A 13,067-nucleotide genomic window follows, 5' to 3' on the forward strand; every position below is an offset into this window, starting at 1 on the left:
CGCCTTATGAATTAATTAAAATATTTAGTATTTGGTTTTCGTCTTTTGCGTTATGAATATCTTCAATAAACTCTTCGCTAAATTTTCCGAATAATTCTTGAAGAACATAAATATGGTGGTCGGCACCGTTATCAGGTGAAGCAATCATGAAGAATACGGTTGGTTTGACTCCCTCTTCGTCGCCATACTCGATGCCTTCACGCTTTACGCTAACAGCGATTGCAGGCTCTGTTACTGCTTTGCTTTTTGCGTGTGGATAAGCGATGCCGTCCATTGAAGTCACGCTTAATGCTTCGCGTGCTTCGATGTCGATTAAAAAAGCCTCTTTGCTACTGATTCGATTATTTTCGAATAGCATCTGTGCTAGCTCTTCAAAGACTTCTTTTTTATTATTTGCTTGAAGGTTGCCTTTAATTAAATTGACGTTTGTTAGTTCTGTAATCATTTTTTGAATCATTGGTACTGAAGTAATGAGGCAAATTTAATTAATGTTACGGTTTTCTGAAATAGTAAAAAAAAACCAATAACTATATTTTTGTATCACTGAGAGCTAAGTGTGATAGCCGTCATTAATAATGCAGAATATTATAAAAGTTATTATGTGATTTATATTCCAGTTATTTTGAAACAAATAACTAGACATAAAAATGAACTGGAGGAGGATCAAATAGCCCCGGTTAGGGTGCAAAAAGAGGCGTTGCGCCTCTTAGTTTGAGATAATAGAAACAGCGATAAAGGCTGGCCATTAATTTTTATATTTATGCAGCAAATCTAATGGGATATGGCAGTAGTCATTTGGAAAGCGCGTGAGTCGGTCTTGGTGCTCATCATCACTTGGCACGTAGTTTGTGAGTGGCAGCACTTCTACGGCGATTTTATCGGCATCCGGTCTTGCTGCGATAAACGCTTTAGCAATAGTTAGGTGTTGCTCGTTTTGGCTATAAACACCGGTACGGTACTTTTCACCTACGTCTTCACCTTGCTTGTTAACGCTGTGCGGGTCGATGATCTCAAACAGATACCCCATCAAAGTTTCAACCGAAACCAGCTCAGGGTCGAATTGGGTTTTCACGCATTCTGCGTAACCATCGTATTCGGATTGAGTATTATCCGTCGTGCCATTTGCTCTCCCTGCTTCGGTGCCAATTACGCCCGGAAGGTGGCGCATAAATTCTTGCACGCCCCAAAGGCAGCCGCCTGCGAAGTAAATCTCTTCCATCATTTTATCCTGTAAAACTTTGCGCCATTATGGACATCACTTTCGCTCAAACACAACTCCAACCATAGATTTAATGACTCATCGATGAGCAGTTCGGACATAAAACAGGAACAACTCGGTGGTGATTTGCTCTCTTTTTTGTGCTGCTTTTCCTCGTTAGATTGAGCGCAGTTAAGAGCTAAGGGGAATCCCAATGAAAATTGAACATATCGCGATTTGGACAGAACGTTTGGAAGAGTTAAAAGCCTTCTATGAGAAATATTTTAACGCGATGTCTAACGATAAATACCACAACCCAACTAAGCAGTTTTCATCTTACTTTCTTTCGTTTGAAAGTGGTGCACGATTGGAGTTGATGTCGATGGAAGGTGTGACAGCTTGTGAAAAATCTCATGCGATGCAGATAACAGGATTAGCACACTTTGCCTTCGCTTTAGGATCAGAGCAGGCGGTGGATCAATTAACCAAAACCTTAGTAGATGATGGCTACCAATGGATCGACGGTCCGAGACAAACGGGTGATGGTTACTACGAAAGCTGCATCTTAGATCCGGATGGCAACCGTCTAGAGCTTACGGTGTAACGCAGCTTCGCTTATTTCTATCGTTCACAGGCTGCTTTCATATGAAAGTATTCGGGCGTATACTGCAAGCTCATTAATAAGGAGCGAGCCTGTGAACCCAAGACAAAATGAAATCCTGCAATTAGTGAATGATCGTAAACGCGTTCAAGTCACGGAGCTTTCTGACATTATCGGCGTGTCGGGCGTGACCATCAGGCAGGATTTGAATTTTCTGGAGCAACAGGGCTATCTAAAGCGCGTACACGGCGCAGCAACCGCATTGCAAAGTGATGATATTGATACCCGATTAGAAGTCCGTTTCGATATTAAACAATCACTTGCAAATAAAGCGGCGGACTTGGTATCACCAAACGAAACCGTATTGATCGAGGGCGGCAGTGCTAATGCGCTCTTGGCTCGCACTTTAGCTGAACGCGGCGATGTGACCATCATTACCCCATCGGCGTACATCGCCCATCTCATCCGTAACACCTCAGCTAACATCATCTTGCTTGGTGGTGTGTATCAGCATCAAGGCGAGAGCTTAGTTGGACCATTAACCAAGTTGTGTATTGAGAACATTCACTTCAGCACGGCTTTCTTGGGTATCGACGGATTTCACCAAGACACTGGTTTTACTAGCCGAGACATGATGCGTGCCGACATCGCAGAGGCCATTCTGGCAAAGAGTAGACGTAACATCGTACTGACGGACTCCAGTAAATTTGGACAGATTTATCCTTCTTCAATTGGAAATACCAACGAAATATCGGTGTTGTTAACCGACAAAGCCGCTCCGAAAAGCGACCTTGAGCAAATCAAAAAGCTAGGTGTGGAAGTGGTGTTGGGGTAAGTACTAATGGCTCTCCGACCATACTGCGAATTCATTTCCACTTGGTTCGGTGAAGTGGAATCGGCAGCCGCCGGGAAATTCGAAAATAGGACGGATAATTTTTCCACCATGCTGCTCAACTTTTATCTGCGTGGCCTGAATATCTGAGCTATAAAACACTAAAAGTGCGCCACCATTTGCGGTTTGGTTTACAAACTCAGATTTGAAGAATCCGCCATCTAACCCTTGTCCTGAAAATGCAGAGTATTCAGGACCATAATCGATAAAGGTCCAGTCAAAGGTACTCTCAAAAAATTGTTTTGTAGCGTTAATATTGGTGGAACTAAATTCGACGTAATTCAATTTTTCATGTTGATGCATAGTGAAATCCTTCTCGGTTACTATCGTCTCTAGGCGAATTTTTCTACGATGATGTCATCCGCTTTTTCGACAAATAATGCGCCTTGAACCTTGAGCTCTGTCAGCACATTTTCAACATTATCAGGCAGCACTGCGCGAGTTGAAGCAAGGTTGACCACCACATTGTAGCCAAGATCCAGTGCTTGCATGACGGATTTCTTCACACAAAAATCTAGCGCGAGACCACCGATCACTAGGGTATCAATCCCGTTGAATTTTAGAAATTCATGTGCGCCTGTCGTTTTAGTATCGGCAATATCATGGAAGAAAATACCGTAAGGGTGCGCGTCAGGATCCATGCCTTTATTAACTTGAAAATCGTAGTCCAACACGGGTGGTAAACCGTCTAGCAGTTCAGAACCTGTTGTGCCAAGCACACAATGGCGGTTCCATTTTATATCCACATTGGGTAGACCGACGGGTTCAAGCATGTTGGCTGGTGTTTCTGCATCCCATTTTGCTTTCGGTGGGTGCAAGTCACGGCTCACCAGTTTTAATCGGCCTTTGGCATGATTACTCAGAAGCTCCGGTACGATTTCCAACGCACCTGCAACGGGTAGTTCATTTGGACATAACTCACTAAAGCCTTTCTCTGGATCAACGTCGATCACTGCTGTAGTTTGATAGTTTACTCGAACAGTCATGGCAGACTCCTTGTCTGTCTGATTGCCTGCCTGCGTTTATCCACGCAAACAGTTTTGAAAAAAGGTTACTTCGTCGCTGGTCAGCGTATATACCATTGCGGGTTTTCCACCTTTGCCTTTGTTGGTAGAAGCGACTTTATTGGTGGGTTTTAGTACGCCTGAATCTATCAAGCGGCGCTTAATCGTCATTCGGCTAATATCAATACCAAACTCTTGATAAGCAGAAATGATGTCGGCAACCAAAAACTCTTTGTCTAATGCAAACAAAAGAACCGATGTGTATTCAATGGATGCACGAAGCTTCTGCCACGCTTTTTCAATGGTTTTTTGATGGTCAAACGCGAGAGTCTCTTCTCCATTGAGTATAGACTGTAGCGAAAACCATTTAAGTTGGCACTCTGGTACACCTGCATTGTTGATTTGCTCTACATTGTTACGATCGACCAAGGCGTAGTGCGTAATGTTTAAGCTCCAGTCTTCTGGATCACGCTTGGGATCGCCGTCGATAAAAGCTTCACTAAAGTGACGAGGGTAAGTATGGATTTTCTCGCGGCAAATTCGGCGGCGCGCCGCCTCAAAGTTTTCATCGGCCGGGCGTCCTCCTTCACTGGTTAAGTCTTTATCAAAGACAAATCCGCCCGGTAGTGCCCAGACTCCATGGTATGGCCGATTTGGATTTGAACGTTTAATCAACAACACTTCCAATCCCTTATCGGCACAGCCAGATAGCCTGAATGGAATAATGTCGACAGATACGATCATGGTTGGGTCCTAATATTGATTTGTAAGTAATCTAGCGCATAACAAGTGGTCAATCAATGGGTAAGTAACGAGTTGTGCGAAACGTTTTCGGTAGTGCTTCATAGTACGCCTTGAGTATAAATCTACGAATGAATCTGACTTATTCACAATCTGTGTGCGAATTCTAGACAGAAAAACCTTATAAAAATGAGTGGTTAGTAACAAAAGTTGACAAACTATAGATGGGTGTTTATTGTTTACGCAAATTAGTTAGTAACAAAAAGTTATATACCCAGGAAGGGCGTGTAGAAGGGCACCTAATGACCACCAAACTATTTTCTTCCCGCATCATTCAAAGCGCTTTGGATTTTGATGTCTACAAAGTCAATATGATGAGCGCAGTAACAGCGCTTTACCCTGATGCGATGGTGTCATACAAATTTATTGTGCGTAGCGAGGAAGATCTCTCTGAACTACTACCAGAGGTAAAAGCAGAAGTTCTTAAACTGCAAGACATTCAATTTACGCAAGAAGAAATCGAATACATCAAGCGTGTCGCGCCTTACCTGAATCCTGACTTTGTTGATGCACTGCGCCATTTCCGTTTCAATCCACAAAGTGATGTCTCTTTCCACAATAAAGCCATGGCTGATGGCTCAAGCCAGTTACGCATTACTATCAATGGTTTGTGGCGAGATACTATTTTGTACGAAACGATCATCATGAGCATCGTGTCTGAAGTTCGTAGCCGTCAGCGTTGGTCAGATATCCCTGTTGCGCAATTTACCACTGTTTTAGAAGAGAAAGTTCGGCACCTAAAGTCGGAACTAAAACGTCGTAACATCACTAACTTTAAATTTTCTGACATGTCGACGCGTCGACGTTTTTCCTTCCAAGCTCAGCGCACTATGCTGGAATATTTGTGCCAGGAAGTGCCGGAATGTTTGACAGGAACAAGCAACTACCACTTAGCAAAAGAACTGAATTTAACGCCTATCGGTACCGTTGCTCATGAATGGTTTATGGGCCATCAAGCTCTGGTGAATGTGCGAGATTCGCAAAAAGTGGCTTTGCAACGTTGGCAAAAAATGTTTAACGGTGCACTAGGTATTGCACTGACCGACACGATTGGTATTGATGCCTTCCTTAAAGACTTTGATGAAGAGCTAAGTAACGCGTATTTCGGTGTGCGTCACGATAGTGGTTGTCCTTATAGCTGGGGTGAAAAAATGATTGCACACTACCAGTCGCTTAATATAGACCCGTTAACAAAAACGCTGGTGTTTACAGACGGACTTAACTTCGAACAAGCGTTAGATATTTGCGAGTACTTCCAAGGACGTATTCAGGTGAGTTTTGGTATCGGTACTTTTCTTGCGAACGATATGGGTGATTATGTCAATAAAGAGGGTGAAGCCTACCAGCCACTTTCTATCGTGATCAAAATGGTCACGTGCAATGGTTCACCAGTCGCAAAAATCAGTGACGAACCTGAGAAAGCCATGTGTGAAGATATCTTCTTTTTGATGAACCTCAAGCGCCGCTTCGAGCAACCTCTTGATTTAAACGAGTGTCGTAAACTGATCGATCGTCTAGAAACTGAAGGTCAAAACTATCTCATCGACGCGTAGGCGTTATCCCTCCTTCTTGATAAGCACCCTCTATCGTTACGACAAATTTATATAGACAAACGTAGAGGGTGATTTCGTTATAGTAATACGCAGAAGTAACCAGATACAGCGTAGGAAAGCACTCGAAAATGAGGTTGTTTTTTTTGATGTGCTATGTGCCTATGATTGGTGTAAATCGATACGTTACAGCATCGTGGAGGGTGTATTTTCATCAGACACTAAACTCAGTCTAATCACGTAGTTTATTCCCATGTACCATGAGGTCACTCGGGTATAGACGTCATCTGCTTTTATGACTTTGGGCTTCGCGTAATTGCTTGAATCAGGAGTCAAAATGAACCTAGTAGTACATTTGCAAAAGAAAGCGATCCGAAAATATGGCTATGAGATGGCAACTCGGCAGGCATGGAAATGTGGCATCAAGGCAAATCTTGTTAAGCGCGTGATCGGCCTTTTTAAAGGACAAATTGTTTGTGTGGTTGAAGGCTGTCGCGCAGAGTTTTCTTCTCCTCTTAATAACCCCCTTCACGAAGATGACAAGCAAGGGCGATATGTGTTTGTTGGCGGTGTATGGTGGGAACCAAACAACATTATTGCTCCTGGCTTTCCTGATTTTATGTTTATGCACGTGCGTAACCTGAGTCACCGTCATAAGTATTTAACCGACGACGAACTGTTTTTAAGCTTGGCTTAAAAATAAGCCTCATAGGTTAATCAAGCCTAATCATAATCAGTAATGATACGGTTTTAGATCAGTTGACATTCTGTTGAGTGTTTCTTGACGTACCTTTTATAAAACAGTGTTTCTTTACTCGTTAATGACAGAGGGTTTGTTTTCGCCTGATGTGATTTCCTAATTGCGATTTACTATACCGCTCATCAAAGCAAACCATACTGGGATGTAAATCATGAATATGAAATCTATCGCAATTGCAACGGCAGTTGTTGCTGTACTAGCAGGCTGTAAAGACAAAACGCCACCAGCTCCAACCCAAGCAAACATTACTTTGGTTGAAGCGGTGACTGAAACTGTGAAAAATCCACACCAAGTATGTAAAGACGTGGTAGTAACGGAGCAAGTTGCTCCTACGGATGATAATAAAATAATTGGTACGGTCGGCGGCGCAGCAGCTGGCGCGGCATTGGGTAACCAAATCGGTGGCGGCTCAGGTAAAGTGATTGCAACTGCAGCTGGTACGATCGCTGGTGCATTAACGGGTCGTAAGATTCAGGAGAACGTGCAACAAGGCGATGTAGTGACAACGACTAAAAAACAGTGTCATACAGAATATACGACATCTGATAAAGTAGTGGGTTACGACGTCACTTACGAAGTTTCAGGTGCGCCAACGACGGTTCGCTTAGCGAGCAAGCCAGCGACAAAAACGTTCCCAATTCAAGATGGCAAAGTTGTTCTTCCGCAATAACTAGCTCCTCAACCGAAGTAATTAACAAGCCCTTTTATCTTTGAGATGAAAGGGCTTTTTCACATAAGCGGTATTTTCATCTATTTTCCCGCGGGAATGTGCAGCCAGAATTACCAGCTAATTTCAGCGTTCGATACAATCACTTTTCTAAAAGTACGAACGGAAAAAACATGGAAGGTTTTTACCTGACCGATCGCGGTTTAGCTGGTTATTTCGAAGCGCAATGGTTCGACAAGTTCATCGAAGATAAGCAGATTGAGACGATAACCAGTCGCTCAAAACAAGTCCCACTCTCTTTTTGTCATCACCACATTGTTCCCAAGTCGCTGACTTTATTGCGCAGACGGCACTCGAGGGCGGCGTTCAGCCGTGTTCCCTACTTGAGGTTGGCGCGGCGCTGGGAAGAAACTATTATGAGTTAGTGCAACGCTTACCTAACCTTAAAGAAGCGACGCTTGTGGAGCCTTCAAATAGGTTGATGGATGGCTTGAAGCAACTATTAATAGAAGAACAACGAGTCGAGCTAACTTATCTTCACGATGTGAACACCTTAAACGCTTTAGAGGTAGAGAATAGAGATATCGTACAGCAATGTGCTCATGTTGATTTGACGCTAATTAACCAGCCTTTTGAGCTCGATACTCTCCAGTCTAGCTTTGATTTAGTCGTATGTTTGAACGTGGTTGATCAATGTGAGTCGCCACTTAGCGTGATCAACGCTCTAAAAGAAGCCACCAAGGTTGGCGGGCTGATGGTTGTCTCTTGCACTTATCAGTGGAACGCGAAACACATCAAAAATGAAGAAGAAGCGGTCGATGATATCAAAGCGTACTTTGCTGAAGGTTGGCGTTTAGTATCGGAAGCCGATCATGAATATCGCATCCGGTTTAATGATCGTTTTGCAAGGCAGTTTTTATCTCATGTGGTCGCTTACATCAGAATGGATTAGAGCCACATAAAAAAACCGAGTACTTACGACTCGGTTTTTTTAGTCTTTGAGATAGAGCGCGATTTTAAGTAACGTGCGCCTCTTGTTGCTCTCGCTCTCGCTCTTGCTGAGCTTGCAGCTTTTTCTTGCGACGTTCTCGTTTAGAAAGCCAAACCAGCGGCACAACAATCATTATTGTTCCTATAGCCATAAATATGTCTGGCACTTCTCCAAACCAGATTAATCCCACAAACACGGCACCAATTAAGCCACTGTATTCAGCGCTGGCAATTTTGTTGCTATCAATCGAGCGGTAAGCGATCACACATGTTGCCGCATAAATCATGATGAACAAACTTGAGCCAGCAGCGACAGGGAAAGCACTCCAGTCCCAAGGTTCCGCTTCGATCAGAACAAGTAAGAAAGCCACGGGAATACCTGCCAAGTTTGTCATCAATAACGTTTGCATGACAGATTGATTTTTTGGCAGTTTTCGAATGAGCAAGTTATTGATTGCCAGGGTAATAGCCACAACTAAAGCCGAAATCGCTGCCCAGTCGATCTGATCTGGACGAATGATGACCAACACACCAGCAAAGCCCATGATCGCAGCCGCGACCGATTGTTTAGACAGCTGTTCGCCAAAAAATATCGCGGCAAGCGGCAGCATGATTAATGGCGCGGCGTAGAAGATTGCGTTCGCAGTTGCGAGCGGTAAAGATGAAATCGCCAAAACCATAAATATAGCACCAAGCAACCACACGTGAGCGCGGACAGCATGCCATTTAAATCCTTCAAGAAAATGAGTCTTTTTTGTCAGCAAGCAGACGGGCAGTAGGAAAAGCACTGCGGAAATTTGTCGGAAAAAGACAAACTGAAAAATAGGCACTTCATTTCCGACACTTTTAATTAAAGAGTCCGAAAGCACCGCAATGAGATTCCCAACAATTAATAGCAGCATAGCTGCGCCGACCGATGTAACTTTCACTTATTTCCTCTCCTCTTTCTTTGCCAAAGAGTAGGTGATGTCATAGGATGAAGTGAAGTGATATTTATTAGTTTAAGTATGAGATTTTTAGATAATGAAATTGCCACCACTCAGAGCGGTTCACTGTTTTGAATCTGTCGCTCGAAACTCTAGCTTTTCGCTTGCGGCTGAAGAGCTCAATGTGACGCAAAGTGCCGTTAGTCATCAGATACGATTATTGGAAGATTATTTGGGCGAGTCATTATTTATTCGTCAAGGAAGAAAGCTCTCTTTATCGGATACTGGTGCTCGTTATTTAGAGGATATTAGCCCGGCAATTAGCTCTATTGCGATGGCCAGCCAAAAGGTGAGAGAAGGGGACAAAGGCAGCATACGTTTAGCGATTTATAGCTCGCTTGCCGTAAAGTGGCTTATTCCGCGTTTGTCTGATTTTAAGCGGTTACATCCGGAAATCGATCTGACACTCAATATGGTTGTTGGTGATCCTGAGCAGACAGATAGCGTTGGTGATTGTTTTATCACGGTAGAGAAGCCAAAGCGCAACTATATGTCGGTGAAGTTATACGCGGAAACGCTGTATCCGGTATGCAGCCATAAAATTTGGAAAGAGTTACAAGATCAACCCATTCCAGAAGCGCTTTGGCGATATCCTATTTTGTCGACAGACTCTATTTATCGTGAGAGAGGAAAAGACTGGGCAGAGTGGTGCAGAGCGGGTGGTTACACTTTGCCAAAAGATGTCGATGTTCAACATTTTAGTCATATGTTGTTGGCAATTGAGGCTGCACGTTATGACCAAGGCATCGCATTTGCGAATGATTTTATGCTCAATGAAAGAGATAAAGCGCATGATTTGGTGTATATCCCTTCTCATGGATTAGAGACGGGGGACAGCTTTTATTTTATTCATAAAAAGAGCCGAGCCAAGCAGGCGGAAATAATCAAACTCACCAATTGGTTGAAGCAACAGTGCTTGTAAAATGACTAAATTGTCATAATTAAGAAATAAAGTGGCAAAGTTGTGTTTAAATATTTCATGTTTTATTGAGTTTTTATTCATTAACATCAACTTGGTTTTGAAACCGAGTGAAATGGATAGCATGACGTGCTTAAGGATGGGCAAAACACAACCTCAATAATTAACAGGCAGTGAAATACAATGTTTAAAAAAACATGGCTAATGACAGCCCTTCTAGCAACATGTTCTGTTGCAAACGCAGCTCCTTACGTTGGCGCATCGGTAGGTCAAGCATCGTTTGGTGATGTTAATGGCTCTATCAATGGTGGTGGTACCAACGCTAGCACTAAGCTTAAACTTGAAGATGACTCAAGCCTTTCAGGTAAAGTATTTGGTGGTTACAAATTCAACGAATACATTTCTCTAGAAGCAGCCATTGGTGGCTACGACGCTTTAGACGGCAAAGTTGTTACTGTTGGTGATATGAAGTATCTATCGATTCAACCAAAGGCGACTCTACCTATTGGTGATCGTTTCAACCTTTTTGCTAAAGCTGGTCTTTCTTACTTCAATGCTGAATTCAAAATTAGCAACTCTGTGATTGACGGTAGCGCAGGCCATACCACCATTTCTGACAGCACTGTGACAGGCATGTACGGTTTAGGCGCAGAGTTCGCTATTACAGAAAACTTTGCTCTGCAAGTTGAATGGGAATACATGATGCCTGAGCTAGACATTGCGAAATTTGGTAATGAAAAAGTAACGGTTGATGCTGACATCAACGTGTTCTCTGTAGGTATGAGTTACCGTTTCTAAGAATACTTATTCAAGTTACCTCTTGGCTTAGTACACGTTTTTGACTTCTGTTGGTCGAGCTGAGTCCAAGCTTTGAATATGTTTAGATATAGCACAGGAAGTTTAGTTGCTAAGCGTCCTGTGCTATTTTTTGCTTTGGAATAACTCTTAGGAATCTTTGTGAACGATGTCAATCTTAGGTATCTGGATCTACTGTTAAAGCACTTTGAACCTCATCAATATCACTTCGTTACGCTGTCGGAGCTTGAAGTGGTAATTTGTACGTCAAGGCGCAATGTTTCTATTGTGATGAAAAAGCTTGCCTCTTACGGTTGGGTAGATTGGAAACCTGCAATTGGCAGAAGTAACGCCAGCCGTCTGAATATTACTATTTCCCTTCAACAAGCGATGACCGAATTTTTGGTTGAGGAGCTTGGTCGGGGAAGAATGAACTCGATAACAAAACTTATCGATTGGTTCGGCCAAAGTGCTGTCAGGGCGCTGACGATTGCCTCTGAAAAAGTGAACCAGTTGAATGAGTCAAATAACGCTATTTTGATCTCCTCTTATCCTTGGGTGTCTAAGGTCGATCCTGCGAACACTTATCGACATACTGAACTGCATGTGGCGAAAAGTGTTTATGATGTTTTGCTGACTCAAAATTCCAATGGTGGCATTGAGCCTTCGCTAGCACATGAGTGGAAAATGGAAGGCAATGTGATGACGTTATGGTTGAGGCCTGGAATATATCGTCACGATGGCGAACTTCTCAGCATACAAGATGTTGTTTGGAGCATCGAAAGACTTAAGGAAATAAAAGGACCAGTACACGAGCTCTGGCAGTGTATTGACAGTGTGATTGCCGAAACATCGAGCTGCTTAAAAATTACATTGAAACATCCGAACATGTTTTTTCCATACATGCTAGCCACTCCTCACGCTTCTATTCTTTGTCGAGATGTTGTTTCTTTCGGTTCTGGTTATTCTTACCACATAGGCACCGGACCATTTAAAATCAGTGGTTGGAACCAAGAGAGTATGCTTCTTCAAGCACACAAAGAATATTTTTCAGCGCGCGCATTATTAGACCAAATTACGCTGTCTCATGGTGATGTTAAGACCCTGAATATGTTGAGTTTTAACCAAACCTCTGATCACGTTGAAGTGGAAAAAATCAGCGCATTTTCATATTTGACCTATCGGGAGCGCGCGGACTCTAATCTCGCAAAAGAAGACTGGCATCAACTCGCCGATTACATCAATGCGCAAAAGAGAATCTATGAGGCGCAAAGTGCCGTTGACAGCATTCAGTTAGCGACTCAAGAGCAAGATTTACTAATAGCAGAGGCTATTGTGACGCCTAAGCTACAAGGTAAAGTAGCGCTAGCTGAGCCAATCTGGACGATACCAAGTTTAATTCGTCACTCTGAGTGGTTGCACCGAGTGATTCGGGCGACGGGATTAGAGCTAGAGATCGTCATTATTGATGACATTAGTTTTCCTGAAGTCGTATCACATCGAGCGGACTTGCTCCTAATTGAAGAAGTCATGGAAGCGCCGTTTGAATATGGCGTATTTGAATGGCTATCGATAGCAACAGGTTTGCGTTTTAGTTTTGATCAAAGCCAGATGTTGATCCATCGAGAAAACATTCGCGAAGCCATGACAAATGCTCAATCTTTACAATCTCTTTTAGGCGTAGAAAAAGCGTTACGAGAGCAGTATCTTTATTTGCCTTTATTTGTTGGCTATGAAGAGGTGACAAAAACACAGCAAGTGCGCGGTGTTCAGGTGAGAAATACGGGTTATAGCGATTTGCATCGTCTCTGGATAGCTCACTCTAACTAGCATATTTCGACACGGTGAGCACAGAGTATGAATACATAAAGCCATCGCAATGATGGCTTTATGTGGAATGTAGA

14 protein-coding genes and 1 pseudogene are annotated in these 13,067 nt (G+C 43.0%); 9 read left to right on the top strand and 6 right to left on the bottom strand.

The window, feature by feature from the left end:
• Positions 1-4: 4 nt before the first annotated feature.
• On the bottom strand, positions 5-445 hold the full coding sequence (locus NB463_RS04185; protein ID WP_053808099.1) for a PTS sugar transporter subunit IIA: 441 nt from the start codon (positions 443-445) through the stop codon (positions 5-7).
• Positions 446-745: 300 nt separating this feature from the next.
• On the bottom strand, positions 746-1,219 hold the full coding sequence (locus NB463_RS04190) for a peptide-methionine (S)-S-oxide reductase (protein WP_053808098.1): 474 nt from the start codon (positions 1,217-1,219) through the stop codon (positions 746-748).
• Between the two features lie 193 nt (positions 1,220-1,412).
• On the opposite strand from NB463_RS04190, the gene NB463_RS04195 reads away from it, so the two are divergent.
• Positions 1,413-1,802: a VOC family protein gene (locus NB463_RS04195; protein ID WP_257887323.1), complete on the top strand. Its 390-nt coding sequence runs from the start codon at positions 1,413-1,415 to the stop codon at positions 1,800-1,802.
• A gap of 91 nt (positions 1,803-1,893) precedes the next feature.
• Complete coding sequence (locus NB463_RS04200; RefSeq protein ID WP_258431880.1) at positions 1,894-2,634, top strand: DeoR/GlpR family DNA-binding transcription regulator; 741 nt, start codon at positions 1,894-1,896, stop codon at positions 2,632-2,634.
• Between the two features lie 3 nt (positions 2,635-2,637).
• On the opposite strand, the gene NB463_RS04205 is transcribed toward NB463_RS04200, so the two are convergent.
• Genes NB463_RS04205 through NB463_RS04215 form a run of 3 tightly spaced genes read right to left on the bottom strand, consistent with a single transcriptional unit; the run spans position 2,638 to position 4,439 of the window.
• Positions 2,638-2,994, bottom strand: coding sequence for a VOC family protein (locus tag NB463_RS04205; protein ID WP_258431881.1), 357 nt, complete (start codon positions 2,992-2,994; stop codon positions 2,638-2,640).
• 29 nt (positions 2,995-3,023) lie between these two features.
• A complete protein-coding gene (locus NB463_RS04210) occupies positions 3,024-3,677 on the bottom strand; it encodes an isochorismatase family protein (RefSeq protein WP_258431882.1) in 654 nt (217 codons plus the stop codon).
• 36 nt (positions 3,678-3,713) lie between these two features.
• On the bottom strand, positions 3,714-4,439 hold the full coding sequence (locus NB463_RS04215; RefSeq protein ID WP_065646362.1) for an NUDIX domain-containing protein: 726 nt from the start codon (positions 4,437-4,439) through the stop codon (positions 3,714-3,716).
• 299 nt (positions 4,440-4,738) lie between these two features.
• Here NB463_RS04215 and pncB point away from each other — a divergent pair, with 299 nt between their 5' ends.
• From pncB to NB463_RS04240, 4 genes and pseudogenes are all read left to right on the top strand, one after another.
• A complete protein-coding gene (pncB, locus tag NB463_RS04220; RefSeq protein WP_258431884.1) occupies positions 4,739-6,049 on the top strand; it encodes a nicotinate phosphoribosyltransferase in 1,311 nt (436 codons plus the stop codon).
• A gap of 334 nt (positions 6,050-6,383) precedes the next feature.
• Positions 6,384-6,743: an acyl-CoA synthetase gene (locus tag NB463_RS04225; RefSeq protein ID WP_258431885.1), complete on the top strand. Its 360-nt coding sequence runs from the start codon at positions 6,384-6,386 to the stop codon at positions 6,741-6,743.
• Between the two features lie 214 nt (positions 6,744-6,957).
• A complete protein-coding gene (locus NB463_RS04230) occupies positions 6,958-7,476 on the top strand; it encodes a glycine zipper 2TM domain-containing protein (RefSeq protein ID WP_182033271.1) in 519 nt (172 codons plus the stop codon).
• 170 nt (positions 7,477-7,646) lie between these two features.
• Positions 7,647-8,425: pseudogene (locus NB463_RS04240) on the top strand (class I SAM-dependent methyltransferase).
• 64 nt (positions 8,426-8,489) lie between these two features.
• Here the strand turns inward: NB463_RS04240 and NB463_RS04245 are convergent.
• Positions 8,490-9,392 (bottom strand): DMT family transporter, encoded by a 903-nt coding sequence (locus tag NB463_RS04245; protein ID WP_226420367.1) that lies wholly within the window; start codon positions 9,390-9,392, stop codon positions 8,490-8,492.
• Positions 9,393-9,486: 94 nt separating this feature from the next.
• Here NB463_RS04245 and NB463_RS04250 point away from each other — a divergent pair, with 94 nt between their 5' ends.
• From NB463_RS04250 to NB463_RS04260, 3 genes are all read left to right on the top strand, one after another.
• Positions 9,487-10,371 (top strand): LysR family transcriptional regulator, encoded by an 885-nt coding sequence (locus NB463_RS04250; RefSeq protein WP_005392662.1) that lies wholly within the window; start codon positions 9,487-9,489, stop codon positions 10,369-10,371.
• A 180-nt stretch (positions 10,372-10,551) separates the two neighbouring features.
• Positions 10,552-11,166 (top strand): outer membrane beta-barrel protein, encoded by a 615-nt coding sequence (locus NB463_RS04255; RefSeq protein WP_005373936.1) that lies wholly within the window; start codon positions 10,552-10,554, stop codon positions 11,164-11,166.
• A gap of 159 nt (positions 11,167-11,325) precedes the next feature.
• Positions 11,326-12,993, top strand: a complete 1,668-nt coding sequence (locus tag NB463_RS04260) for an ABC transporter substrate-binding protein (protein WP_258431887.1) — start codon at positions 11,326-11,328, stop codon at positions 12,991-12,993.
• Positions 12,994-13,067: the final 74 nt, after the last annotated feature.

This window comes from Vibrio sp. RM-41-2B (genome assembly GCF_024744415.1).
GTDB lineage: Bacteria > Pseudomonadota > Gammaproteobacteria > Enterobacterales > Vibrionaceae > Vibrio > Vibrio diabolicus.

Coding starts and splice junctions, on each gene's coding strand:
- NB463_RS04195 (WP_257887323.1), top strand. CDS start 1,413: ATGAAAATTGAACATATCGCGATTTGGACAGAACGTTTGGAAGAGTTA.
- NB463_RS04215 (WP_065646362.1), bottom strand. CDS start 4,439: ATGATCGTATCTGTCGACATTATTCCATTCAGGCTATCTGGCTGTGCC.
- NB463_RS04230 (WP_182033271.1), top strand. CDS start 6,958: ATGAATATGAAATCTATCGCAATTGCAACGGCAGTTGTTGCTGTACTA.
- NB463_RS04255 (WP_005373936.1), top strand. CDS start 10,552: ATGTTTAAAAAAACATGGCTAATGACAGCCCTTCTAGCAACATGTTCT.
- NB463_RS04185 (WP_053808099.1), bottom strand. CDS start 445: ATGATTACAGAACTAACAAACGTCAATTTAATTAAAGGCAACCTTCAA.
- NB463_RS04190 (WP_053808098.1), bottom strand. CDS start 1,219: ATGGAAGAGATTTACTTCGCAGGCGGCTGCCTTTGGGGCGTGCAAGAA.
- NB463_RS04205 (WP_258431881.1), bottom strand. CDS start 2,994: ATGCATCAACATGAAAAATTGAATTACGTCGAATTTAGTTCCACCAAT.
- pncB (WP_258431884.1), top strand. CDS start 4,739: ATGACCACCAAACTATTTTCTTCCCGCATCATTCAAAGCGCTTTGGAT.
- NB463_RS04250 (WP_005392662.1), top strand. CDS start 9,487: ATGAAATTGCCACCACTCAGAGCGGTTCACTGTTTTGAATCTGTCGCT.
- NB463_RS04210 (WP_258431882.1), bottom strand. CDS start 3,677: ATGACTGTTCGAGTAAACTATCAAACTACAGCAGTGATCGACGTTGAT.
- NB463_RS04225 (WP_258431885.1), top strand. CDS start 6,384: ATGAACCTAGTAGTACATTTGCAAAAGAAAGCGATCCGAAAATATGGC.